27 protein-coding genes are annotated in these 23057 nt (G+C 47.9%); 24 read left to right on the top strand and 3 right to left on the bottom strand.

What is annotated here, in order from left to right; all coding sequences use genetic code 11:
* Positions 1-43: 43 nt before the first annotated feature.
* The 8 genes from accA (at position 44) to ispD (ending at position 9309) form a co-directional block, all read left to right on the top strand.
* Positions 44-1003, top strand: a complete 960-nt coding sequence (accA, locus tag GXP22_02160) for an acetyl-CoA carboxylase carboxyl transferase subunit alpha (GenBank protein ID NOX08290.1) — start codon at positions 44-46, stop codon at positions 1001-1003.
* 11 nt (positions 1004-1014) lie between these two features.
* Positions 1015-2328, top strand: coding sequence for a tRNA lysidine(34) synthetase TilS (gene tilS / locus GXP22_02165; GenBank protein NOX08291.1), 1314 nt, complete (start codon positions 1015-1017; stop codon positions 2326-2328).
* Between the two features lie 155 nt (positions 2329-2483).
* Positions 2484-4064 (top strand): methyl-accepting chemotaxis protein, encoded by a 1581-nt coding sequence (locus GXP22_02170; GenBank protein ID NOX08292.1) that lies wholly within the window; start codon positions 2484-2486, stop codon positions 4062-4064.
* A gap of 201 nt (positions 4065-4265) precedes the next feature.
* Complete coding sequence (locus GXP22_02175; protein ID NOX08293.1) at positions 4266-5894, top strand: CTP synthase; 1629 nt, start codon at positions 4266-4268, stop codon at positions 5892-5894.
* Positions 5895-5920: 26 nt separating this feature from the next.
* Positions 5921-6754, top strand: coding sequence for a 3-deoxy-8-phosphooctulonate synthase (kdsA, locus tag GXP22_02180; protein NOX08294.1), 834 nt, complete (start codon positions 5921-5923; stop codon positions 6752-6754).
* A gap of 56 nt (positions 6755-6810) precedes the next feature.
* Entirely contained in the window at positions 6811-8094 is a 1284-nt protein-coding gene (gene eno, locus GXP22_02185) for a phosphopyruvate hydratase (GenBank protein ID NOX08295.1), read from the top strand.
* Between the two features lie 12 nt (positions 8095-8106).
* Positions 8107-8391 (top strand): cell division protein FtsB, encoded by a 285-nt coding sequence (gene ftsB, locus GXP22_02190; protein NOX08296.1) that lies wholly within the window; start codon positions 8107-8109, stop codon positions 8389-8391.
* Positions 8392-8583: 192 nt separating this feature from the next.
* Positions 8584-9309, top strand: coding sequence for a 2-C-methyl-D-erythritol 4-phosphate cytidylyltransferase (ispD, locus tag GXP22_02195; protein ID NOX08297.1), 726 nt, complete (start codon positions 8584-8586; stop codon positions 9307-9309).
* A gap of 35 nt (positions 9310-9344) precedes the next feature.
* Here ispD and GXP22_02200 read toward each other — a convergent pair whose 3' ends face one another.
* A complete protein-coding gene (locus GXP22_02200) occupies positions 9345-9734 on the bottom strand; it encodes a type II toxin-antitoxin system VapC family toxin (protein NOX08298.1) in 390 nt (129 codons plus the stop codon).
* Positions 9731-9985 (bottom strand): AbrB/MazE/SpoVT family DNA-binding domain-containing protein, encoded by a 255-nt coding sequence (locus tag GXP22_02205; protein NOX08299.1) that lies wholly within the window; start codon positions 9983-9985, stop codon positions 9731-9733. Before GXP22_02205 ends, GXP22_02200 begins: the two co-directional genes overlap by 4 nt.
* 111 nt (positions 9986-10096) lie before the next feature.
* On the opposite strand from GXP22_02205, the gene GXP22_02210 reads away from it, so the two are divergent.
* The 16 genes from GXP22_02210 to GXP22_02285 all read left to right on the top strand — a co-directional run bounded on the left by GXP22_02210 (position 10097) and on the right by GXP22_02285 (position 22131).
* Positions 10097-10252, top strand: a complete 156-nt coding sequence (locus tag GXP22_02210; protein ID NOX08300.1) for a hypothetical protein — start codon at positions 10097-10099, stop codon at positions 10250-10252.
* 5 nt (positions 10253-10257) lie between these two features.
* Complete coding sequence (gene ispF / locus GXP22_02215) at positions 10258-10737, top strand: 2-C-methyl-D-erythritol 2,4-cyclodiphosphate synthase (GenBank protein NOX08301.1); 480 nt, start codon at positions 10258-10260, stop codon at positions 10735-10737.
* Positions 10737-11759, top strand: coding sequence for a tRNA pseudouridine(13) synthase TruD (gene truD / locus GXP22_02220; protein ID NOX08302.1), 1023 nt, complete (start codon positions 10737-10739; stop codon positions 11757-11759). Before ispF ends, truD begins: the two co-directional genes overlap by 1 nt.
* Positions 11760-11932: 173 nt before the next feature.
* The gene (locus GXP22_02225) at positions 11933-12457 is read left to right on the top strand and encodes a hypothetical protein (GenBank protein NOX08303.1); all 525 of its coding nucleotides are present in this window, start codon (positions 11933-11935) and stop codon (positions 12455-12457) included.
* A 25-nt stretch (positions 12458-12482) separates the two neighbouring features.
* A complete protein-coding gene (rpmF, locus tag GXP22_02230) occupies positions 12483-12662 on the top strand; it encodes a 50S ribosomal protein L32 (GenBank protein ID NOX08304.1) in 180 nt (59 codons plus the stop codon).
* A gap of 66 nt (positions 12663-12728) precedes the next feature.
* Positions 12729-13760, top strand: a complete 1032-nt coding sequence (plsX, locus tag GXP22_02235) for a phosphate acyltransferase PlsX (GenBank protein NOX08305.1) — start codon at positions 12729-12731, stop codon at positions 13758-13760.
* A 3-nt stretch (positions 13761-13763) separates the two neighbouring features.
* Complete coding sequence (locus tag GXP22_02240; GenBank protein ID NOX08306.1) at positions 13764-14729, top strand: ketoacyl-ACP synthase III; 966 nt, start codon at positions 13764-13766, stop codon at positions 14727-14729.
* A gap of 137 nt (positions 14730-14866) precedes the next feature.
* Positions 14867-15829 carry an ACP S-malonyltransferase gene (fabD, locus tag GXP22_02245; protein ID NOX08307.1) on the top strand — a complete coding sequence of 321 codons (963 nt, stop codon included), beginning with the start codon at positions 14867-14869 and terminating at the stop codon, positions 15827-15829.
* A complete protein-coding gene (fabG, locus tag GXP22_02250; GenBank protein ID NOX08308.1) occupies positions 15826-16569 on the top strand; it encodes a 3-oxoacyl-ACP reductase FabG in 744 nt (247 codons plus the stop codon). Before fabD ends, fabG begins: the two co-directional genes overlap by 4 nt.
* Before the next feature lie 215 nt (positions 16570-16784).
* On the top strand, positions 16785-17021 hold the full coding sequence (gene acpP / locus GXP22_02255; GenBank protein ID NOX08309.1) for an acyl carrier protein: 237 nt from the start codon (positions 16785-16787) through the stop codon (positions 17019-17021).
* Positions 17022-17109: 88 nt separating this feature from the next.
* Positions 17110-18363, top strand: coding sequence for a beta-ketoacyl-ACP synthase II (fabF, locus tag GXP22_02260; protein ID NOX08310.1), 1254 nt, complete (start codon positions 17110-17112; stop codon positions 18361-18363).
* Between the two features lie 10 nt (positions 18364-18373).
* Complete coding sequence (locus tag GXP22_02265; GenBank protein NOX08311.1) at positions 18374-19762, top strand: aminodeoxychorismate synthase component I; 1389 nt, start codon at positions 18374-18376, stop codon at positions 19760-19762.
* Between the two features lie 97 nt (positions 19763-19859).
* Entirely contained in the window at positions 19860-20045 is a 186-nt protein-coding gene (locus tag GXP22_02270; GenBank protein NOX08312.1) for a DUF1778 domain-containing protein, read from the top strand.
* Positions 20042-20668 (top strand): GNAT family N-acetyltransferase, encoded by a 627-nt coding sequence (locus GXP22_02275; GenBank protein NOX08313.1) that lies wholly within the window; start codon positions 20042-20044, stop codon positions 20666-20668. The genes GXP22_02270 and GXP22_02275 overlap by 4 nt, the downstream gene beginning before the upstream one ends.
* A 27-nt stretch (positions 20669-20695) precedes the next feature.
* Positions 20696-21655 carry a paraslipin gene (locus GXP22_02280; GenBank protein ID NOX08314.1) on the top strand — a complete coding sequence of 320 codons (960 nt, stop codon included), beginning with the start codon at positions 20696-20698 and terminating at the stop codon, positions 21653-21655.
* Between the two features lie 2 nt (positions 21656-21657).
* The gene (locus GXP22_02285) at positions 21658-22131 is read left to right on the top strand and encodes a hypothetical protein (GenBank protein NOX08315.1); all 474 of its coding nucleotides are present in this window, start codon (positions 21658-21660) and stop codon (positions 22129-22131) included.
* A 121-nt stretch (positions 22132-22252) separates the two neighbouring features.
* On the opposite strand, the gene GXP22_02290 is transcribed toward GXP22_02285, so the two are convergent.
* Entirely contained in the window at positions 22253-22942 is a 690-nt protein-coding gene (locus GXP22_02290) for a DUF1566 domain-containing protein (protein NOX08316.1), read from the bottom strand.
* Between the last annotated feature and the right edge of the window lie 115 nt (positions 22943-23057).

Consider the following 23057-nt stretch of genomic DNA (forward strand, 5'->3'; position numbering starts at 1 on the left):
AACCCTGTAGAATGCTTATTATTGATATATTTGGATCGAAAAAATGAACCTGAATTTCCTTGATTTTGAACAACCTATCGCTGAACTCGAAGCTAAAATAGAGGAGCTGCGTTATGTCGGTGATGATGCTGAGATCAATATCAGTGAAGAGATTGCTCACCTGCAAGATAAAAGTAAAAGCCTGACGCGCTCTATTTTTTCGTCACTTACGGCTTGGCAGGTCTCACAGTTGTCACGGCATCCACAACGCCCGTATACCCTGGACTATATCCAACGTATATTCACTGATTTTGAAGAACTACACGGTGACCGAGCCTATTCGGATGATCACGCTATTGTAGGCGGTCTTGCACGCATTGATGGCCGCCCGGTGATGGTGATTGGTCAGCAAAAGGGGCGCGATACCAAACAAAAGATACTGCGTAACTTTGGTATGCCACGTCCAGAGGGTTACCGTAAAGCCCTGCGTTTAATGAAGATGGCGGAGCGTTTTAATCTGCCGATACTCACCTTTATTGACACCCCGGGAGCTTATCCGGGTGTCGGTGCCGAAGAACGCAATCAGAGTGAGGCGATTGCGCGTAACCTGTTTGTTATGGCTGAACTCAAGGTGCCGGTTATCTGCACGGTTATTGGTGAAGGCGGCTCGGGTGGTGCGCTGGCGATTGGCGTTGGGGATCGTATGTTGATGCTGGAACACAGCACCTATTCGGTGATTTCTCCCGAGGGTTGTGCCACCATCCTTTGGCGTAGTGCAGAAAAAGCCGAGGAAGCTGCTGAGGCACTGGGTATTACCTCGGGTCGGCTCAAGGAATTAGGCCTCATCGATGAAATCATTCAAGAACCCTTAGGCGGAGCTCACCGTGATGTTGAATCAATGGCAAACACATTGAAACAGGCCTTGTTATTGCAACTCAATAAGCTGGCACGTACCCCGGTTGATCAGTTGTTATCTTCGCGCTACCAACGACTCATGGGCTACGGTCACTACAACGACCGCTAGTTCTTTCTGGTATGCCCTTTGATGCACAAACACTGCTGGGTAATCTGTCCGGGCATGAACAGGCCCCACACATCTGGATTGCCTATAGTGGTGGCATGGATTCTCATGTCTTACTGCATGCTTTGTCTTGTATCAGGGGACAATTAGCAAGCGAACTAAAGGCTATTCACATCAACCATGACCTGCATGTCGATGCCACACAGTGGGATAGGCATTGTGCCCGCATCTGCGAACAGTTAGACATCCCCTATCAATCGACTACCGTGAGTCTTGATACTGTCGCCGAAGAAGGTATCGAAGCGGCGGCGCGTAGCGCACGTTATCAGGCCTTATCAGGCTATATGGCAGAAGGCGATATCCTGCTCACTGCACAACATGCCGATGATCAGGCCGAGACCCTGATGCTACAGCTATTACGGGGTAGTGGTGTACCAGGTCTGGCAGCAATGCCGGCACAAAGCCGTTTTTCCAAAGGCTGGCATCTACGTCCGCTATTGACAAACACGCGCGATGAATTGCTGGACTATGCCACCGTTCATCAGCTCCAGTGGATTGAAGACCCCAGTAATAGCGATACCCGATTTGATCGAAATTATTTACGCCATACAGTAATGCCCCAGCTAAGAGCGCGTTGGCCAGCAATGCCTCATTTATTATCGCGTTCCGCACGTCACATGGCCGAGGCCAACGAACTGCTAGAGAATCAAGGGGTCAGAGCTCTTGAAAATATGAATATAGGTTCCCGCCTGAGAATCAAGAGCTCTGACCCCTTGATTTTATCCATTGGCGAATTATGTGCCTTATCGCCTGCGCAACAACGAAATCTATTACGTCACTGGATTAAACAACAGGGCATGCCTGTTCCGAGTGCTGCGATACTAGATCAGCTGCAATATTCTGTCGTTCAGGCAAGTATTGATAGTCAGCCCCTGTTACAGTGGCGCGGTGTCGAAGTCAGGCGTTATCAGGATGATCTCTATATTATGCAGGTTTTGTCACCACATGATGTGACGCAGGTCATCTGTTGGGATGGTCATAGCCGTGTTGAACTGGCTAATGGTACCCTCTTGCAATTAGCTGAATTATCACAACAGGGGCTGGATCTGGATAAATTGAAAGGCACCGTTCTGGAAATTCGTTATCGTCAGGGTGGGGAACGTTGCCGTGTGGCCGGGGCAGGGTGCAGCAAGTCGCTTAAACATCTATTCCAGGAAGGGAATGTCCCGCCCTGGCAACGTAGCCGTATTCCCTTGCTCTATGTGAATAATCAACTGGCACTGATTGTTGGTCTAGGTGTATGCGAAGGGTTTGGGAAATCAGGGTAGGGTGCGTATTACGCACCATAGGATCAAGTCCTGACTCCTTAACCCCTTTAATTTACAAGCTTAATCGGTTAACCTCTCAAGATAATAAAGGTTTTGAGCGATTTGCCGAAGATTAAGGTGAATTTTGTGGATATTAAATTAATCAGGAGTGTTTAATGAAGAGTAATCTTCCCGTGACTAATAACGAGATAAAGCTGAATGAATCAGACGTTATTATATCAACCACTGACCTTAAAGGGCAGATTACCTACGTCAATGAAAAATTTCATAATATTAGTGGCTTTGAAGAAGATGAGTTGCTCAACAAAAGTCACAATGTAGTCCGCCACCCGGATATGCCTCCGGCTGCCTTTGAGGATCTCTGGAAAACACTCAAGGCAGAAAAACCTTGGATGGGTATTGTTAAAAATCGTTGTAAGAATGGTGATTTTTACTGGGTTAGTGCCTATGTCATGCCGATCAAGAAAAATGGAAAGGTCCATGAATATCAGTCGGTGCGTGGTCGCCCGGATGAAGCGGTTGTCAAACGTGCAGAAAAACTCTATCAGGATCTGAATGCGGGAAAATTACCTTGGCATCTGCGTTTTCCGCAACCGGGAATACAACAAAAAATAATGGTAACCTTGCTGGCGGCCCTTCTTCCATGGCTGGTCGCTGCGTTACTTGTCAGCAGTTTCTCCTTGATGATGATTGCTGTACTGACGGCTGTTTCATTTGGTTTGGGTTATGCCGGGGTTTATTTTTCCTTATCCAGCTTACGTTCAACGCTTACTCAGGCGCGTGCGATTGTGCAAAACCCGGTGGCTCAAGAGGTCTTTGTCGGTGTTCAGGACGAGGGGGCAGAGATTGCCCTGGCGTTGGAGATGCTAAAGAACCAGAATCGAGCCATTGCCGGACGTATGCTGGATTCGTCAGGACACTTGGCTGGAACCGCAAAGGATTTGGCCGATTCTGTTATGTTGACTAACAATGGTGTTGTGCATCAACGCAATGAGATTAATTCACTTACCCGTTCAATAGATGATTTGCGTAATAGTGCCACCCAGGTTGATGAACATGCCAACCTGGTTGTGGGTGCAGTTGATGGTGCTACCGAAAATGCAGAACAAGGACGTCGGATCGTGAGTGGAACGATTGATTCTATTCAGGCACTAGCTTCACAGATCACCCAATCGGCGGCAATTATTAACACTCTTGATGAGGAATCACAGCGCATTGGTGGCATTCTGGATGCGATCAAGTCGATTGCTAATCAAACCAACCTGCTGGCACTCAACGCAGCAATTGAGGCGGCACGCGCCGGTGAGCAGGGTCGAGGCTTTGCTGTGGTTGCTGATGAGGTTCGTTTGCTGGCGACTCGCACCCATGATTCTACTCAGGAAATTGAAGGCATGATTTCCACCCTGCAAACAGAGGCACGCAAGGCCGTCGATATTATGAATGTGGGTTGTGAACGTGCCGATCTGGCGGTGGGACAGGCGGGTGAGACCAGTACTGCTCTGGAGTCCATTTTGACTTCAGTCAAGGAAATCCACGCAATGAGTTCCCGTATTAGCCAGGTAACCAGCGAACAGACCTCTCTGGTGAACAATATCGGCGGCAGTGTTGAATCCGTGGATGAAATCAGCGAACTGACGGTGGATACCCTTGAAGGACAGGGGCGAATCAGTCAGACGTTGGATGAGCTCTCTAGTTCGCTTAATGGCCTTTCAAAAGAATTTGTGCACCTGCATTGAATAAAATAGGTAAACCGGGGACAGACCACGATTAATTACCTAAATCTGATTAATTGTATCAATTAATCGTGGTCTGTCCCCGGTTTTAAATCGTGGTCTGTCCCCGGTTTATTAGCTTCTCCCATTCCATTACGTCCTCTGATCTGTTAATCTTTACCCCCGTCTTGTGGTGCTTTTACCATTCTCTGGAATCCAATTTCAATGACTCGATTCATCTTTGTTACAGGCGGTGTAGTTTCTTCTTTAGGCAAGGGTATTGCTGCGGCATCGTTGGCCGCCTTGCTCGAATCTCGTGGTCTTAAAGTTACCCTATTAAAGCTCGATCCTTACATCAATGTCGATCCGGGCACAATGAGTCCATTCCAGCATGGTGAGGTGTTTGTCACCAATGACGGTGCCGAGACTGACCTGGATCTGGGGCATTATGAACGCTTTGTAAACACCACCATGAGCCAGGCCAATAATTTTACTACCGGCCAGATCTACGAAAATGTGATCCGCAAGGAACGCCGGGGCGAATACCTGGGGGCAACGGTGCAGGTGATTCCGCATATCACCGATGAGATCAAACGTAGCGTTATCAAGGGTGCGGGCGATGCCGATATCGCGATGATCGAGATCGGCGGTACCGTTGGTGATATTGAATCCCTGCCATTTCTTGAGGCGATCCGCCAGATGGGTGTGGAATGCGGCCATGATAAGGCCTTGTTCATGCATCTAACCCTGGTGCCTTATATCGCTGCATCGGGTGAGATTAAGACTAAACCCACCCAGCACTCGGTCAAGGAGTTACGATCCATCGGTATTCAGCCGGACATCCTGTTATGTCGCGGTGATCGCCCCTTACCGGATGATGAACGCCGTAAGATTGCCTTATTTACCAATGTCGAAGAACGTTCGGTAATTTCAGCGGTGGATGTTGATAGCATCTACAAGATCCCGTTGTTATTACATGCACAGGAACTGGATCAGATCGTAGTGGATAAGTTTGGTCTGGATGTGCCTGATGCCAATCTCTCTGAATGGGAGCATGTGATCCATAACAAGGAAAACCCTGAATCCGAAATCAAGATAGCGATAGTGGGTAAGTATGTGGATCTTACTGAGTCTTACAAATCGCTCTCTGAGGCACTGATTCATGCTGGCATTCATACCCTAACCCAGGTCGATATCACCTATATTGATTCCGAAGAAATTGAACAGCAAGGTACCGCTATGCTGGATGGGATGGATGCCATCCTGGTTCCTGGTGGTTTTGGTGAACGGGGCGTTGAAGGTAAGATTGAAGCGGTACGCTATGCACGTGAAAACAAGGTGCCTTATCTGGGTATATGCTTAGGCATGCAGGTTGCTGTGATTGAATATGCGCGTAATGTGCTTGGTCTTAAAGGTGCGCATAGTTCTGAATTCAAGGCCGACACCCCCGATCCTGTGATTGCACTTATTACCGAGTGGCAAGATGAGGCGGGTACGTTGATCAAACGTGATAAGGATTCTGATCTCGGTGGCACCATGCGTCTTGGTGGTCAGAAGTGCCAGTTGCAAGAAGGTAGCTTGGCTAGAAACACCTATGGGGAAGAGGTTATTGAGGAACGTCATCGCCATCGTTATGAGTTTAATAACAGTTATCGAGACACCTTGAGTCAAGCCGGGTTAACGCTATCGGGAACCTCGATGGATGATAATCTGGTCGAGATGGTGGAGATCAAGGCGCACCCCTGGTTTCTTGCCTGTCAATTTCACCCCGAGTTCACCTCGACCCCACGCCGTGGGCACCCCTTGTTTACCGGCTTCATTAATGCCGCCAAACAACATAACAAAAATGCCTGAGTACAGCCTAATAGGAGGATTATTGAATGAATCTATGCGGTAAAGAGGTGGGGCTGGATCAGCCTTTATTCCTGTTGGCTGGCCCCTGTGTGATCGAAAGCGAAGCACTGGCAATGGAGACGGCTGCGGAGCTCAAGACCATCACCGACAAACTGGGTATTCATTTTATCTATAAATCCTCTTTTGATAAAGCCAATCGTTCCTCGGTGGATAGTTATCGTGGCCCGGGTGTCGAAGAGGGTCTGCGTATCCTGGAAAAGGTACGGACGGAGATCGGTGTACCTGTGATTACCGATGTGCATGAGGATAGCCCACTGGATGAGATCGCCTCGGTGGTTGATATTCTACAAACCCCGGCCTTTCTCTGTCGTCAGACTAATTTTATCCAGGCGGTTGCGCGTCAGGGCAAACCGGTCAATATCAAGAAGGGACAGTTTCTCGCACCCTGGGATATGAAACACGTCGTTAACAAGGCACTGGCAACGGGTAATAAACAGATCATGGTATGTGAGCGTGGGGTATCTTTTGGCTATAATAACCTGGTCTCGGATATGCGTTCGCTGGCAGTCATGCGTGAGACCCACTGCCCGGTAGTATTTGATGGCACCCATTCGGTACAATTGCCCGGTGGGCAGGGCACAAAATCCGGTGGTCAACGTGAACATGTGCCGGTATTGGCTCGCGCTGCTGTTGCCGCAGGGGTCGCCGGTCTGTTTATGGAAACGCATCCAAACCCTGAGGTGGCACTGAGTGATGGCCCGAATGCCTGGCCACTAGGACAGATGGAAGTCTTGTTACAGACCTTGATCGAGATTGATCGCACGGTTAAGGCCGCAGGCTTTATTGAAACAACCCTGTAAATATTGTGGTATTTACATTAACAATGTTTTGTAATTAATTGTAATACGGAGTAATAATGAGTCAGATTAAGGCAATTCGCGCACGAGAGATCATTGATTCTCGTGGTAATCCAACGGTTGAAGCCGATGTAGAATTAAGCTCCGGGGTCTGCGCTACCGCAGCTGTTCCCTCCGGTGCATCCACCGGTGTACGTGAGGCAGTTGAATTGCGTGATGAAGATGGTTCTCGTTACGGTGGTAAAGGGGTATTAACGGCGGTTGCCAATGCCAATGGCCCAATCCAGGCTAAGTTGCTAGGGATGGATGCCAATGATCAAGCGGCTATCGATCAGGCGATGATTGATCTGGATGGTACGGATAATAAATCCAACCTCGGTGCCAATGCCTTGTTGGCGGTTTCACTCGCCACAGCACAGGTAGCAGCCAAAGATAATCAACAGGATCTTTATCAGTACCTGGGTAACAAGGATGCCTATGAGTTGCCGGTGCCGATGATGAATATCATCAATGGTGGTGCCCATGCTGATAACAGTGTTGATCTACAGGAATTTATGATCCTGCCAGTGGGCGCAGATAACTTCCGTGAGGCGGTTCGCTATGGTGCCGAGGTGTTTCATGCACTGAAATCGGTATTAAAGAAGGGGGGTATGAATACCTCCGTGGGTGATGAGGGTGGCTTTGCCCCTAATCTGTCATCCAATGAAGCGGCAATTGAGGTGATTCTTGAGGCAATTAATCTGGCGGGCTTTAGTGCCGGTAAGGATATCTTCCTCGGACTGGATGCCGCGAGTTCAGAATTCTATAAGGATGGTCAATATGTACTCGCCTCTGAAGGTCGTTCATTCGATGCCGCAGGCTTTGTTGATTATCTGGCAGATTGGGTAAACAAATATCCTATCCTGACCATTGAAGATGCGATGGATGAGGGTGACTGGGATGGCTGGAAGATTCTGACCGACAAACTGGCCGACAAGATACAACTGGTGGGTGATGATCTATTTGTCACCAACACGACCATCTTGCAGGAAGGCATCGACAAAAAGATTGCTAATTCTATCCTGATTAAACCGAATCAGATCGGCACTATGACCGAGACCCTGGCAGCGATTGATATGGCAGTTAAGGCAGGATACACCGCCGTGGTTTCTCATCGCTCGGGTGAGACCGAGGATGTTACGATTGCGGATATTGCAGTGGCAACGGCTGCTAACCAAATCAAGACCGGGTCACTCTCTCGCTCGGATCGGGTGGCTAAATATAACCGCCTGATTCGTATAGAAGAGGCACTGGGTAGTGCAGCAAGCTATGCCGGTCGCGGTGCCTTTGCACAGATCAGCTAGGTTTTTATTATAGTGCGGTGGCTGATTACAATTCTTATCGTGCTATTAGGTCTCTTGCAGTATTCTCTATGGACGGGTGAAGGTAGCATGGAAGAGGTCTGGCGCCTCAAGCGTTCGGTTGAGGCGCAACAGGCCGAGAACAAGCGTCTACGTGAACGTAATCAGGCATTAACTGCCGAGGTGCAGGATCTAAAGCAAGGACAGGAAGCGATTGAGGAAAGGGCGCGTTCCGAACTGGGGATGATCAAGCAAGGCGAAGAGTTTTATCAGATTATTCGACCGGTGCAGGAGCCGTAGGGTGCGTACTACGCACCATATTGCCAAAAGCCAGAGACTGCTAAGGACGAGACAGGAGGCACTCTTCTTTAACAGAGACACGCTGTGAATACATCCATGTAAGCTCGACAGCCGCGTCCATGCGGCTGACGGTCTCTGTTAAAGAAGAGCACATCCTGTCTCTTGAGTGAACTTTTCAACGATACTGGTACGATGTCATTAAATAATTCATCAACAAAACTATGGGCCATCATACCTGCCGCCGGAGCAGGCAGACGCATGGGCGCAGGCACACCAAAACAATATCTTACCCTGGGTAACAAAACGGTACTCCAGCATAGTCTGGATGCCATTAGTGCTGACCCACGCATAGCAGGTATCATGGTGGCGATCTCGGCACAGGATGAATACTGGCAAGCCTCGGAGCTTAATATCCCGGTCTATACCACTGAGGGAGGTAACGAGCGCTGTGATTCAGTCCTTAATGCCTTGCATGCACTAACACCTTATGCCGATAATAATGATTGGGTACTGGTACACGATGCCGCCCGCCCTTGTCTGCGCAGTGAGGATCTTTCCTTGTTGATTGATCAGTTAATTAATGATCCCGTCGGTGGCATCCTCGCACTCCCGGTACGTGACACGATTAAACAGTCCAGCAGCCAATCCAGCGCCGGGCATCAGCCTATCGACAAGACCATTGATCGTTCCCACTTATGGCATGCACTGACCCCACAGATGTTCCCCTATGGTTTGTTAAAGGCGGCCTTGCAACAGGCAATAGATGCTGAGGTGGTGATTACCGATGATGCCTCAGCGATGGAGTATTGTGGTTATCAGCCCAGACTCATTAGTGGGCATGGTGATAACCTAAAGATCACCCGCAATGAAGATCTCGAACTGGCAAGCTATTATCTGCAACAACAGGGACGGATATAACGCATGTAGGGTGCGTACTACGCACCAATACCAACTCAAGGCAAATCAACCTGACAGTTTGTTAAACCTTGTGCCCTGGAAGAAAAGTCCTTATCAAAGGTGTAGAGTTTTGTATGTTGCTGACACTGACTTAAATGCAGGGCATCAGAAAAATCCAGACCCTGTTGGTGCCACTCAAGTGCCTGAGCAATAAAGACAGGGTTGGATAGATGAACATTTTTTAATCCCGATAAATTTATTAGTGCATTGCAGATATTATCCGGTGAAAATTGGTAGGCATATCTTAAAACCCATTCGGTTTCCAGGATAACGGTATCTGGTATGAACACCTCCTGGGTATTAAAGATAGCAAATGCCTTTTTGTATTGCCGCTCGTCGTCATGGGTCAGGAATCGAATAATGATATTAGTGTCAACAGCAATCATTGATGTTGTTCCTGAATCCCTTTGGCAATCGCGGCCTCCATATCCTTTAGAGTCCGAGCCTTACCCTTGAATTGTAAACAGGATGCGACCTCATTAATATGTGTTTCCACAAAGGGTGCCTTGGGTTTGAGTAAAATCCCATCACCGGTATCAATCACAAGTAGTTCCTGTCCTGTATCCCAATGATGTGCGCTACGTAGGGGTTTAGGTATAATGACCTGGCCTTTGCTGGAGAGTCTGGTGGTTTTCATTGCTTGATTATTCCAAAAAGTAAGATATATGTAAGAAATATAGTCCTTACATAAGGATCTGTCAATTTGATTTCAAGGGGCAGAGTTATTGAAATTTGGTGGATATTGAATATGCAACTTCATGAAAAAAAAGAAAGACTGGAATCAGCCGAATTGCGACAGGCTATTTTAAATGGCTATCAGGATGCAATTACCGGGCATGTCGACGTGTTTTCAGGGGATTTAAGAAAGGATATGAAAGCCTTTCAGGAAAAGGATCAGGATTAATCAACATGAGAATAGGACAAGGTTTTGATGCTCATGCCTTTGCAGATGATGCGGGCGATTTGATTATCGGCGGGGTGATGATACCGTATAAACGGGGTTTGCGTGCTCACTCGGATGGTGACGTATTACTACATGCGCTGTGTGATGCCCTGTTAGGGGCGGCAGGGGCGGGGGATATTGGTCAGCACTTCCCGGATACGGATCCTGCCTTTTCCAATGTGGATAGTCGCGAGTTATTGCGTAATGTTAATGACACCATTCAGCAAGAAGGTTATCGGGTGCATAATCTGGACCTAACCATTATTGCCCAGGCACCGAAGATGGCACCTTATCTTGAAACGATGTCGCAGCATATTGCCAACGATCTGAATATCGATAGCGCACAGACCAATATTAAGGCGACTACGACTGAACAGATGGGCTTTACCGGCAGGAAAGAGGGTATTGCTGCTCTCGCGGTTGTGTTACTGGAAGAAAACGTCTGATGTCAGCCTTTCCGATGCAATGGCCAACGGCCCATGGTGGCCCTTTTATACAAGGGGTGATTCGACAACAACCGGAGGACTTTCATGTTACTGAAATACCACGGTATGAACCGGAGGGTGAGGGTGATTTTCTCTGGTTAAAAATTCGCAAACGTAATCAGAATACGGACTGGATTGCACAGCAATTAATCAAGATCGCAGGCATCAAGAATAATGATGTGCAGTATGCCGGCAAGAAGGATCGCAATGCGGTAACAGAACAGTGGTTTTCCATTCATTTGCACGGACAGGCTGAACCGGATTTACAGGCATTGTTATCGGATGATGTGCAAATCCTGGAGTCTGTGCGTGATCGTTCCGGGCTGCGCCGGGGTAATCTGAAGGGGAATGATTTTACTATCTGTGTGCGTAAACTTGAGGGTGATATCCCGGCACTGGAAACAGTGTTGGAGACGATTCAGCAACAGGGTATCCCTAATTATTTTGGCGAACAGCGCTTTGGTCATGACGGTAATAACCTGCTTTGTGCACAACAATTATTTACTGACTCATCCTTTAGACCGGCTAAAAATCTACGCGGCATCTATCTGTCCGCTGCACGTTCTTACCTGTTCAACAAGGTATTAAGCTACCGGGTCTATCATGGCCACTGGAATCAGGCAATGGATGGTGAGTGGTTGCAATCACCTGCGAGCAAGAGTCGCTTTATTATCGGACGTATGGATGATGCAACACGCGCCCGCATTGACAAAATGGAGATCAATCCAACAGGGCCGTTATGGGGTAAGGGGCAACCAGAAAGTAAGCGTGAATGCCTGCAGATGGAGCAGCGTTTACTGAATAGTCTTGAGACCTTTAGAACGGGCCTGGAAAAGGCCGGGCTACAACAGGATCGTCGTTCTCTGCGTCTGCGGGTTGAGAATTTGTCCTGGGATATTGAAGGGGATGTATTACAGATGACATTCTTTCTACCCGCAGGGTGTTATGCGACCTCATTGTTGCGTGAGATTGTTTGTTATTGATTGGGTTATTAATGTCTTTGCAGTTAGTTTTGTACATATTTGTCTGAAGTGAGGCGATGGTTGCGTTGATTATCATGGTTTTGGTGTGCAGTGCGCACGCTATTACGCCACCTCGTTTATTTATAACGCTTTTCTTTTGACAGCGTAGCCTCATCGCTATAAAATGGCCGGCTATGTTAGATCGTCTTCCAATACGCTTTGATCCGGTTTCGTATACAGGCTCCAAGCGCTTGATTAATGGGACACTTGGGCTTAAGGGTATGGATCGCCTGGGGGCTCTATTGGCAAACAGGGAAGGCGGGGTTGAACTTGAGCTGGAATTTGGCGTCGACACGGAAGGGGTGCGTTTTGCTCACGGTTATGTGCGTGGTGAGGTGCAGCCGATTTGTCAGCGTTGTTTGTCGGCGATGGCGACTCACATTGATGTGAGCTTGTGTGTTGCCTTTGTTACCACTGAGGCGGAGATCAAGTTATTACCGGAACGATATGATCCATACGTGAGTGGCAAGGAAGAAGTGGATTTGAAGACCTTGGTTGAAGATGAGATTATTCTCGCCTTACCCGATGTCCCGTTGCATGCAGCTGGTGAAGATTGCGTGCAGATTGAAAAAGGGATAGAAACTAATTTAGAGCCAGAACTGGAGACAGAGGAAAGAGTGAATCCGTTTGCAGCGCTGGCGCAATTGAAACAAAAGTGATTATTTAGAGTATCAGGAGTTCGTCATGGCAGTACAAAAGAGTCGTAAAACCCCATCAAGACGTGGAATGCGTCGTTCACACGATAGTTTAACCGCAAAGACACTATCTATTGAGCCCACTACCGGTGAAACTCATCTGCGTCATCATATCAGTCCGGATGGTTACTACCGTGGCCGCAAGATCATTGATACCGATAACGATTGAACGCCTGCAATAACAAATGGATCCCCGCCTGCGCGGGGATGACATCTCCTCTCAGTGATGTCTTTTATGACTGAACACATTACAATCTCCCTTGATGCAATGGGGGGCGATTATGGCCCTGATGTGGTTATACCGGCTGCATTAGCGGTTCTCAAAAAGAATCCAACTATCCATATTATCCTGGTCGGCGATCAGGTCTCTTTGCAACAGCGTGTCGATGCCTTGTGTGGGGATACCTTTGCCTCGCGTTTAAGCATACAACATGCCTCTGAGAAAGTAGAGATGGATGAGTCACCTTCAAAGGCGTTGCGTTTCAAAAAAGATTCATCCATGCGTATCGCGCTCAACCTGGTCAAGGATGAGCTTGCGGATGCCTGTGTCAGTGCCGGAAATACCGGCGCTTTGATGGCGACTGCGCGTTATGTGTTAAAAACCTTACCGGGTATTGATCGCCCAGCCATTGTCTCTGCCTTGCCCTCGACCACCGGGCATACCTGGGTGCTGGATCTGGGTGCTAATGTGGATTCCACTGCGGAACAACTGTTTCAGTTTGCGGTGATGGGTTCGGTGCTGGCAAGTGATATTGATGGCATTGATAATCCGCGTGTGGGTCTGCTCAATATCGGTGAAGAAGAGATCAAGGGTAATGAACAAGTTAAGGATGCGGCAAAATTGTTGCAGCAGAGTTCACTCAACTATATCGGTTTTGTTGAAGGGGATGATATCTATCGGGGTGATGTCGATGTCGTGGTCTGTGATGGCTTCGTTGGCAACATATTATTAAAGACCAGTGAAGGTCTGGCGAGTATGATCAGCTTTTATATGAAGCAGAGCTTTATGCGTAATATCCTGACACGCCTGGTAGCTCTGGCTTCAATTCCGGTATTAAAAGCTTTTAAACGTAAGATTGATCCACGCCGTTATAACGGTGCCAGTTTTCTGGGTTTAAGAGGGATCGCCATCAAAAGCCATGGCGGTGCCGATGTATTTGCTTTTGAGAATGCGATCAATGTTGCTATCCATGAGGTTGAAAAAGCCGTCCCGGAACACATCAAGAGTGAGTTGAAACGCTTACTCACAGAACGCTTGGAAGACTAGCTTATGTATTCACGTATCACGGGTACCGGCGGATATCTGCCAGAAAAAATCTTAACCAATCACGATCTGGAAGAAATTGTAGAGACATCGGATCAATGGATTCGTGAGCGCACCGGCATTGAGAAACGTCATATCGCTGCGGAGCATGAAACGACTTGTGATCTGGCCGAACAAGCAGCCATCAGGGCGATGGAAGCGGCGAATAAAAATGCCGATGATATTGATCTGATTATTGTCGCGACAACCACCCCGGATCGAATTTTCCCCAGTACTGCCTGTTTGTTACAGCAACGTCTGGGTGTTAGTGGTGGCGCTGCCTTTGATATACAGGCGGTTTGTACTGGCTTTGTTTATGCGCTGGGGATTGCCGATAAATTCATTAAGACCGGTGCGGCACGTTGTGCATTAGTGCTGGGTGCAGAGACGCTTTCCAATATTGTTGACTGGAACGACAGAGGCACCTGTATCCTGTTTGGCGATGGTGCGGGTGCGGTTATCCTTGAGGCAAGTGAAGAGCCGGGTATCCTATCCACGCATCTGCATGCCGATGGTCAATATGAAAGTCTGCTAACAGTCTCGGGGGGTATCTCCGATGACTATGACTCATTAAAGAATGGTGAGGCCTTTATTCGTATGAAGGGCAATGAGGTATTCAAGATGGCAGTGAATACCCTGGGACGTATTGTTGACGAAACCCTGGCGGCGAATAATCTTGAAAAATCGGATATTGATTGGTTGATACCGCATCAGGCGAATACCCGGATCATTAATGCGACAGCAAAAAAGCTAAAGATGTCGATGGATCATGTGGTGGTGACGGTGGATCAGCATGGTAATACCTCGGCTGCCTCGGTGCCTTTGGCATTGGATGTTGCGGTGCGTGATGGGCGTATTCAACGTGGTGAAATGCTGTTGTTGGAGGCCTTTGGTGGAGGGTTCACCTGGGGTTCGGCGTTGATTCGGTATTGATACTCTCGGATTTATTATATTGTTACCGCATAAGTTGGGGTAGGGTGCGTATCACGCACCAGGGTTTTGGTGCGTAGTACGCACCCTACCGTTTGAGATAGGTAGGGTGCGTACTACGCACCAATGGTGGAATTATTATGACAACAGAAAATAGACGTTTCGATTTGATCGCTGTTTTTCCAGGTCAGGGTTCTCAGTCTATTGGTATGCTGGCGGATCTGGCGCAGACCTTTCCACGGGTGCAGGCAACCTTTGCTGATGCCTCGGATGTATTGGGTTATGATCTGTGGGATCTGGTGCAAAATGGCGATAAGACAAAACTCAATCAGACTGAATATACTCAGCCAGCAATGTTGGTCGCCGGGGTTGCGGTGTGGAATGTATGGCGTTCATTAAATGGGGTGATGCCTATCGCAATGGCGGGGCATAGCCTGGGGGAATACACGGCATTGGTTTGTGCCGGTGCCTTGCCCTTTGAACAGGCGGTGGCATTGGTGGCAGAACGTGCCCATTGTATGCAACAAGCAGTTCCAGAAGGGGTGGGTGCGATGGCGGCTATCCTGGGGCTGGATGATGACAAGGTGCGTCAGGTCTGTGCTGATATGGCACAGGATGAGGTGGTTGAGGCGGTTAATTTTAATGCGCCGGGTCAGGTTGTTATTGCGGGTAACACGGCAGCGGTTGAACGCGCTATGATTGCAATGAAAGAGGCGGGTGCCAAACGTGCCTTGCCATTACCGGTGAGTGTACCTTCACATTGCGCTTTGATGCAGGAAGCCGCACAGCGTTTTTCCGATGCGGTTAACAAGGTGGATATGGTTCAACCCATGGTGCCGATAATACAGAATGTGGATGCGGCTCAGCATACGAGTCCTGATGAAATACGTGCCTTGTTGATTGAGCAATTATATAAGCCGGTGCGTTGGGTCGATACCATTCAATCCATGGCGAACAATGGTGTTAATAAATTGATTGAGGCGGGGCCGGGTAAGGTATTAACCGGTCTGAATAAACGTATTGATAAGGCCATGCTGGCCATGCCGGTACTGGATTCCGCTAGTCTGAATCAGGCACTTGAAAAACTGGGAGAACAGGCATGACATTAACAGGACAGGTTGCATTGGTGACGGGGGCTAGTCGGGGTATTGGACAAGCGATTGCTATGGAATTAGGTAAGCGCGGTGCCTATGTCGTCGGTACGGCAACATCAGACAAGGGCGCACAAGCCATTAGTGCCTATATGAAAGAGGCGAGCATTGAGGGGCAGGGGCAGCAGCTTAATGTCACCGATCAGGCCTCGATTGATGCCTTGTTGAAGGGCATGAAAGATGATAGCGGTATGCCGGCTATCCTGGTAAACAATGCCGGAATTACGCGAGATAATCTACTGATGCGTATGAAGGATGATGAGTGGGATGATATTATTAATACTAATCTGAGTTCAGTTTATCGTCTGAGCAAGGCCTGTCTACGACCTATGATGAAGGCAAAATCGGGTAAGATTATTAATATTGCCTCGGTGGTGGGTGTCAGCGGTAACCCTGGACAGACCAATTATTCAGCCGCCAAGGCAGGTATTATTGGCTTCTCCAAATCGCTGGCGCGTGAGATTGGTTCACGTGGTATTACCGTTAACACGGTGGCACCAGGGTTTATTGATACGGATATGACGCGTGCCTTACCTGAAGATCAGAAGGCCGCGTTATTAACCCAGATTCCCTTGGGTAAATTAGGTGCTGCCAGTGATATCGCCAATGCAGTGGCCTTTCTGGCCTCGGATGAGGCGGCTTATATTAGCGGAATCACCTTGCATGTGAATGGTGGTATGTACATGGCTTAAGGCCTCGTATTACGCTGTAATGAGAGTTTATCTATAAAATAATCAAGATTAACTACATTGCGTAACTTATTAATTTTAATTAACTTTAACCAGAGTAAGGGTTTTTTCCCATGATAAAAATGATGTAAATCACTTGCATATTGCATCACCTTTATCGAAAATATCGCCCGCAGCCGTTAATATCGGTTACTTCTAAAACACAGGATGAAAAAATCATGAGCAACATTGAAGAACGCGTTAAGAGTATCGTTGTAGAGCAATTAGGTGTAGATGCCGATGCGGTGACCAACAGCTCCTCTTTTGTAGACGATCTGGGCGCAGATTCTCTGGACACAGTAGAATTAGTAATGGCACTTGAAGAAGAATTTGAAACCGAGATCCCTGATGACAAGGCCGAAACGATTACCACCGTTCAGTTGGCTATTGATTACATCAACGCTAATCTGGGTTAATTTAATCCGATCAAGGTCGCACACGGATGTTCCGCGTGCGGCCTTTTTTGCATTTGTTTTTTGCATTCATCTTTTAAGGTAATCAGTGATGAAACCAGCTTCTTCTCATAGACGTGTCGTGATTACAGGTCTGGGTATTATCTCTCCCGTGGGTTTATCGGTTGAGGAATCCTGGCGTAATATTCTTGCCGGTAACAGTGGCATTGAGAATATCACCGCATTTGATGTGACTGATTTTTCAGTGCGCTTTGGTGGCACCATCAAGAATTTTGAAGTCACTGACTATATGTCAAAGAAAGAAGCCCGCAAGATGGATGCCTTTATCCAGTACGGTATTGCTGCCGGTTGTCAGGCGATCAAGGATTCAGGACTTGAAGTGACAGAAGAGAATGCCGAGCGTATCGGTGTTGCCATTGGTTCGGGTATCGGTGGCCTGGGTGCGATTGAAAAAAACTATGATCTCTACCTGAAGGGTGGGCCACGCAAGGTCTCGCCTTTCTTTGTGCCCAGCACCATCATCAATATGATCTCGGGTAACCTGTCGATCATGTATGGTATGAAGGGTCCTAATATCGCCATCGTAACAGCCTGCACCACGGGCACCCATAGTATTGGTGATGCCGCACGTATGATCGCTTACGGTGATGCCGATGTGATGATTGCTGGCGGTGCCGAGCGTGCCACGACACGCGCCGGTCTGGCCGGTTTTGCTGCGGCAAGGGCATTATCGACACGCAATGATGACCCGCTGCATGCCAGTCGTCCGTGGGACAAGGATCGCGATGGTTTTGTGCTTGGCGATGGTGCGGGTGTGTTGGTGCTGGAAGAGTATGAACATGCGAAAAAACGCGGTGCGAAAATCTATGCCGAGGTCAGTGGTTACGGCATGAGTGGTGATGCCTATCACATGACCTTGCCATCGGTCGGTGGTGATGGTGCTAAACGTTGTATGCAAAGTGCGATGCGTGATGCCGAGATCAATGCGGATCAGGTGGATTATGTTAATGCCCACGGTACCTCAACCCCGGCGGGTGATGCCGTTGAAACGCAGGCACTTAAAGGTGCTTTAGGGGATGCGGCTTATCACACTGCCATTAGTTCAACTAAGTCCATGACCGGACATCTGCTGGGGGCAGCAGGGGGCATCGAAGCCGTGTTTACCGCTCTGTCGATTCGTGATCAGGTAGCACCACCGACGATTAACCTGACTAACCCTGATCCTGAGTGTGATCTGGATTTTGTACCCGGCAGTGCGCGTGAGATGAAGATTGATCATGCCATCTCCAATTCCTTTGGCTTTGGTGGCACCAATGGTTCGATTGTTTTGAGTCGTCTACGCTAAGCCTGAACGCATGCCGACCCCGTCTTCTGTCAACCAATACGCGGTGACTATTCGCCGCATTGATGTTGCAGTCGACCTGCTCAAGCTGCATCATCAAGATCCTCAGCGTTATCCCCATCTATTAGAAAGCGTGAGTGCCGGCCCTCAAGGTCAGTACGATATTCTGTTTGCCTTTCCACAAGAAACCTTAACCCTGAATGCCCAAGGCGATTTAACCGGTGAGTCATCAGCAACCGAAGGCAATGATTTTCTAACAGCGTTTGATCAATGGTGGCAAGGTCAATATGCGCAACCCTCTATAGACTCTGAACTTCCATTTCTCGGGGGCTGGTTTGTTTATCTGGGCTATGAATTAGCCGCCCAGATTGAACCCGGTCTATCCTTACCTGCACCGTCAATGGTTATGCCCACAGCATTTGCTACCCGTTTTCCGTGTGCGATCCTGCATGATCGACAACGCCATCAGAGCTGGTTGATGGCGGAACAGAAAGAGGGTAGTGATAATATTCATCTGATGGAGCAGGATGTGCTGCGGGCAGGCGAACAGGCACTAGAGATACCTGCGCTGTCTATTCAGCTCCATGAGGATAATGGCAACTCTTATTGTACGGCTGTTGAGACCATCCTGGAATATATCCGGGCAGGGGATGTCTTTCAGGTTAATCTGTCCAGGCAATGGAATGCTGTTATTGATGAAGCAATTTCTAATACTGCCCTATATGATTATTTACGTAAGAATAATCCTGGCCCCTTTAATGGGCTGGCAACGGGAGATTGGGGCGCGGTCATCAGTTCCTCACCCGAACGTCTGGTTCGGGTCAAAGGGGATTTGATCGAGACCCGTCCTATCGCGGGTACTCGTCCCAGAAATGCACAGGGAACAATCGACCAGGCCTTGTCAGAGGAGTTATTAAACCACCCCAAGGAACAGGCAGAACATATTATGTTGCTTGACCTGGAGCGCAATGACCTAGGGCGTGTCTGTCGTCCTGGCAGTATTGAAGTGGATGAGATGATGGTGTTGGAGAGCTATGCCCATGTGCATCATATTGTGTCAAATGTGCGCGGCCATTTGCGCCCCGGCATCAGTCCAGCGGATAGTTTTCGTGCGGTGTTTCCTGGTGGCACCATTACCGGTTGTCCCAAGGTGCGCTGTATGGAGATTATTGCAGAGCTGGAGCAAGAAGGCAGGGGGGCTTATACCGGCTCAATGGGGTATGTTAACCGCAATGGGGATATGGATCTGAATATCCTGATACGCAGCCTGTCACGACAGCAGCAACAACTCAGTCTGCGGGCAGGAGCGGGGATTGTTGCAGATTCCATTGCTGTGCGTGAGCTGGAGGAGACGCGCAGTAAGGCGAAAGGGTTATTGTGGGCATTGGGATCCGAGACATGAATCACCCCTTATAGGCATACGCCACATTGACAAAGGCACCATTTTGACGTACATATATTCATATATCAATGAGTAACAATCTAATGAGGTACTGATCATGAGTTCAGCTGCGCAACCCAAAGATGAACGGATTAACCTCCGTCTTAAGCACAATGCAAAACTAGTGCTTGAACGTGCTGCAAGCTTTGAAGGTCAGACCGTCAGTAAATTTGTTCTAAATAGTGCGTTGTCTCAAGCAGAGAAAACCATTCAGGAACATGAGCAGCGTATACTGTCTAAATGACCGCCCCCCTGCCTTGGGTCATAGAGCCCCTTAAAACAACGCATGATCGACAAGGATTTACCTGTGGTTCCGAGCCGCTCGATACCTATTTAAAGAAACAATCGAAGCAAGATGTAAAGCGCAGGATCAGCAGGGTTTTTATAGCGACCACACACGATTCACCCAGTACTATCGTTGGTTATTACACCTTGAGTATATTATCAATTGAACTCAATGAGCTTCCCAAAAATATAGTTCGTAAATTACCCAAACATCCTGTGCCAGCTGCATTAATGGGCAGACTGGCCGTTTCTGAAAAGGCACAAGGTGCTGGTGTAGGAAAAATGCTGCTGATGGATGCCATTAAACGCACACTTGGTGTAAGCAATGAAATTGCCATCTATGCAATGGTTGTTGATCCTATTAGTGAACAGGCAAAAGACTTCTACCAACAATATGGCTTTTCAATAATAGGGGACAGACCACGGTTTTCTGGAAAATGTTATATCGCAATAATAGGGGACAGACCACGGTTTTCTGGAAAATGTTATATCACATCAATAAAAACCGTGGTCTGCCCCCTATTATTACCTATTATTAAACTTGAAACTTTGATGGATAGTGGTCATTATCAATCAAGCTAAATTTTAGCCTTAAATAAGGGGGTTTTCATGACTGATATTTTCGACCTGATCTTTAACTTCTGGGTAGGTTTTTCCGTACTGAGTATCGTACTGGTGAAGTCTTCGATTAGATTTGTGCCGCAGAATCGCGCTTTTGTGGTCGAGCGTTTCGGTAAATTCAATAAAACCATGATAGCCGGTCTGAATTTTCTGATGCCCTTTATCGACAAGGTGGCTTATGACCGCTCATTAAAAGAGCAGGCAGTCGATGTGCCTAGTCAGGGGGCTATTACCAAAGACAATATAACCCTGGTGGTTGATGGCGTTTTATATTTAAAAGTTCTGGATCCCTACAAGGCTTCTTACGGTGTCGATAATTATGTGTATGCGGTGATGCAGCTGGCGCAGACCACCATGCGCAGCGAGATCGGCAAGATGGAACTGGATAAAACCTTTGAAGAGCGTGAGTCGTTGAACGTTAATATCGTGCAGCAGATTAATGAAGCGGCTGGTCCATGGGGCGTGCAGGTTTTACGCTATGAGATCAAAGATATCGAACCGCCTCGAACCGTGCTGGAAGCCATGGAAAGACAGATGAAAGCCGAGCGTGAAAAACGTGCGTCTATTCTCGAATCGGAAGGTGAGCGCCAGTCAGCAATTAATGTCGCCGAAGGTCAGAAGCGTTCTATTGTGCTAGCGGCGGAAGCTGATAGAGAAGAGCAGATATTACGCGCCGAAGGTGAAGCGCAGGCGATAATTGCAGTCGCCGATGCGCGTGCAAAAGCACTGGAAGTTGTCGGCGCAATCGCTATGGAAGAGAAAGGGCAAAAAGCGATTCAGCTGGATTTGGCAGAGAGTGCTATTCAGGCGAAAGCAGCAATTGCCAGAGAGTCATCGGTGGTATTGCTCAGCGATGATAAAACCAGCGCTTCAAATATCGTCGCTGAAGCGATGACCATCATCAATTCCATCAACAGGAATAAAGATAACAATACCGGAGCAAATTAATAATGCTGGAGTATATTAATGAAAATATGTCCGGTTTCTGGATCACTCTGGGTTTCGCCATGTTGGCCGCCGAAGTTCTGTTGTTTGGTTTTACCACCATTATCTTTTTATTTGCCGGTCTGGGTGCGTTAATCTCCGGCCTGCTGATGAGCGCCGGCGTGATACCTGAAACTTGGATTGCTGGTACTGCCAGTTTCGGTATTGCCACCGGTATCTGCAGTACTGTTTTGTGGAAACCGTTGATGGCGATGCAGAACAAAAAAGCACCGCCGCGAAAACCCAGTAGTGACATTATCGATCTGGAATTTGTTTTGATGGAAGATATAACGACAACGGCACAGGGCAGTTACCGTTATTCAGGTATCGACTGGAAGGTCGAAATCGACAGTGGCAGTGATGTGAATACAATCGCGAAAGGTGAGCGTGTGGTGGTGAAAACGGTAGAAGTCGGTTTGTTGCGTGTGGTTAAAAAATGACAACTAAATAATAGGGGACAGACCACGGTTTTCTGGAAAATGTTATATCACATCAAAAAAAACCGAATAATAGGGGACAGACCACGGTTTTCTGTAAAAACCGTGGTCTGTCCCCTATTATTTATTTTTTTCGTTTGGCTATGCCGATTAATCCAATAAGACCCGAACCGAATAACCATACTGCTGCTGGTACAGGTACGGCACCAACATCGCCAGACTGCACAGCCCATCCATAGTAGGGAGCTGAGATAGTGTTAATGGTTTGCATACCAAAGGGCATAATGAAGTTCCACGCGCTACCATTATTAGGCGCATATACCGTGGCTGACCAATAGTAGCCATTGATAAGATTGCTAAATGGTCCCGTATTAATCAGGCCACCCGGCTGTGAATTACCGCCAGTATCAACAATCGCCGTATTACCCAATACATTGTAAAACATGTTTGATAACTCACTATGTGTCGTGATGTTGTAACCATAATCGACACCTTCATAAGGATTGGTATAAGTAGTACCATCGTTACCTACATCAATCGTATTTGGCAGTCGCCAACCCGTCACGCCAGCAACACTAAGATTTGCTGCCCAGGCATTAGCGTCAGCCCAGCTCATCTGACCAGTACTTGGACTGTAAGTGTCATAGGTAGAATTGACAGCTGCATTCGCATCGGCCAACCAGGTTAAATTGGCTACGGTATCGTAATAAGCCAAGCCACCCAAGCGTGGGACTAAGGATGCATTAGCAAGGGTTGAAAAACCTATGGCGGTGAGTAACAGGGCGCTGAGTGCCCAACGGTTGAATAACTTCATAACATTTCTCCCAAACAAGTTGTTATTTATTGTTTCAGTACGCTAGTCAAAACTATGCACTTTAGTGCAAGGCTTTAGCTGCTACACAGATATGCTACGCTATGGATTATGAAAG

It is taken from the genome of Gammaproteobacteria bacterium (assembly GCA_013151035.1).
Lineage (GTDB): Bacteria > Pseudomonadota > Gammaproteobacteria > JAADJB01 > JAADJB01 > JAADJB01.